The 2809-nt window shown below is 38.4% G+C and carries 2 protein-coding genes; both read right to left on the bottom strand.

Annotated elements, in window-relative coordinates; all coding sequences use genetic code 11:
- Positions 1–1605 (bottom strand): type I polyketide synthase (locus tag UYK_RS0119985; protein ID WP_026086526.1); only part of this gene is annotated, 1605 nt, incomplete at its 3' end.
- Between the two features lie 343 nt (positions 1606–1948).
- Positions 1949–2809: KR domain-containing protein (locus tag UYK_RS0119990; RefSeq protein WP_026086527.1), on the bottom strand; the 861-nt coding region annotated here is incomplete at its 5' end.

Consider the following 2809-nt stretch of genomic DNA (forward strand, 5'->3'; position numbering starts at 1 on the left):
GAATATGATCGGTTGTTCTCTATGTTCTTGGTATGCAGTTAAAACCCGTTTCTCCTCCAGTGTTTCCAAGGCGGTTATAGCATCTTCTACATTCTGGCAAACCAAAATCCGGCGATAGTTAAAAGCTCTGCGACCAACCTGAAGAGTGTATGCTACATTGGCTAGATTCGTATCTGGATGCTGTTTTAAGTAAGTAACCAGATTCGCAGTTGCACTTTCAAGTGCCGAAGCAGTTTTGGCTGACAATAATAGCAATTGCCAAGGTCGAGATTCTTCACAATGTTTTATTTCCGGGGCTTCTTCAAGGATGATATGGGCATTAGTTCCACCAAAGCCCAAGGAACTAACACCAGCCCGGCGTGGAGTACGGTTAGTTTTCCAATCGGTAAGTTTAGTATTGACGTAAAAAGGACTGTTGGCAAAATCTATCTGAGGATTGGGAGTCTCAAAATTTAGACTAGGGGGTATTTGTTTGTGTTTTAATGCTAAGACGGTTTTGATCAGACTTGCTATACCAGCTGCTGTATCTAAATGTCCGATATTCGGTTTTACCGAAGCGATCGCACAGAAGCCATTTTTCTGTGTAAAGGTACGAAAAGCCTTGGTAAGCGCAGCGATTTCCACAGGATCGCCAGTAGGTGTTCCAGTTCCGTGAGTTTCTATGTATGAGATATCATCAGCTTCCACGCCAGCATTGGCTAAAGCTTCTACGATCACCTCTGCCTGACCATCTACACTCGGTGCTGTATAGCTGACTTTTAAAGAACCATCGTTGTTGATAGCTGAACCTTTGATCACTGCATGAATACAGTCCCCATCAGTAACAGCATCTTTGAATCTTTTTAAGACAACAATTCCCAGACCACTACCAAAAATTGTACCTTGTGCCTTAGCATCAAAAGCGCGGCAGTGACCATCAGGAGATAAAATTCCATCTTCTTGATAGAGATAGCCTGACTTTTGTGGCACACTGATGGCAACTCCACCTGCCAAAGCCATATCACACTCTTGATCCAGCAAACTTTTGCAGGCTAAGTGTACAGCTACTAATGATGTTGAGCAGTAAGTTTGGATACCTACACTTGGGCCAGTAAGATTTAATTTGTATGAGATATTTGTAGTGAGAAAATCTTTATTAAGAGCATATGTATTGGCAAGATTATTCACATTAGAGTTGTTATAAATATTATTAAAAAAGTAAGTGTTTGTGCTTGTACCAGCATAAACCCCTATCAAACCTTCATACTTTTCAGGGTCATAACCAGCATTTTCAAGAGCCTCCCAAGCACATTCCATAAAGAAACGGTGTTGGGGATCAATCACTTCAGCTTCCCTAGGACTAAAACCAAAGAATCTAGCATCAAAAAACTCTATATCTTCCAGTACAGGTGCTGCTTTCACATAATTTGGGTCATTTAAAACAGTATCTTCAATATTTAAAGATACCAAATCCTGCTCGGAAAAAAAAGAAATAGATTCGATTCCATTCTGAAGATTGTGCCAAAAATCATTGATATTCTTCGCACCAGGAAATCGACCAGCCATTCCTACTATAGCTATGTCTAAATCTGATGATTTTTCAAGTATTTTATAAGTACTTATCATTTTTTCTTTCAAAGTAACTAGAAATCAATCATTGTTACAACCTGGGGGAGTATCCCAAATGTTTTTATTTTTAAACGCTGAGGATCGCAGAGGTTAACACAAAGGAACGCAGAGTGTTAATCAGAGCTACTTCGTTTTGTGTTTTGAAAACTTTGGGATTTTCCTAACCTGGATTTATCAGTGTAGAGCGTCAAATATCTCCTAAACTTCTTCACTTTGCGTTCTTTGCGTCCTTCGCGGTTCGTTTTTCATAATTTTCTGTAAGTCCTATTTAATATCAAAATAAAATTCCTTTTCATCCCAATCAAATTGACCTAAATAAAACTTTGCAATTTACATAAGACTAACTTTCATCTAGCATTTTTTGCATTTTCATCTGTCTTCTTCTTTGTCCTCGCAGTAATCGTTGTTCAAAATTAGTTTTTTCATCTTCTTCAGGAATCAAAATTTTTGCCATAGAACTGACAGTTGGGCATTCATAAAGCTTGGCAATAGGAACATTTAAATCAAACGACTTATTGACTTGAGAAATAACTTGAATACCTATGAGAGAATCACCGCCCAGTTCAAAGAAATTATCATAAATTCCTATGCGCTCAATCCCGAGAATTTGCTGCCAAATTTCAGCAAGTTTTTGCTCAATGTCATTTCTAGGTGTAACAAAATCATTACTTAATTCGGGTCGTGGATGTGTTGCATGTGATTTATTGATTGTCTCTAAAACTTCCGAGATGAGTATTTTTTGATCAGAATTATGCTGCTGAAATAAATTCAGAAAATCAGAAGGAGATACCACAACTTGAGGTATTGTACTTTCTAAAATACGTGTCAAAGCATCTATACCTTCTTGGGGCAATATTCCTTGTTTGAGATTTTCTGCACGCAATTCTTGGAGTTGTTTAGACACTGCTGTGTTTACCGCCATCCCAACTTCTTGCCAAGTATCCCAGTTGATACTTGTAATGAATGTGTGAGATTTTGTGATATTGCAGTGAGCAAAAGCGTCTAGAAAAGCATTAGCTGCACAATAATCTACTTGTCCGAATCCCCCTAAAATTGAATTAATTGATGAGGTTAAGATAAAGAAATCTAGCTGAATATCCTTGAGGATAGCATCAAGAACCAGTGTACCCTTGACTTTAGGAGCTAATATTCTTTCCGCTTCTTCCCGGGTTTTTCGCTGAATCACGCTGCTTCCTGGAAC

It is taken from the genome of Fischerella thermalis PCC 7521, from assembly GCF_000317225.1.
In the GTDB taxonomy this organism is placed as follows: domain Bacteria; phylum Cyanobacteriota; class Cyanobacteriia; order Cyanobacteriales; family Nostocaceae; genus Fischerella; species Fischerella thermalis.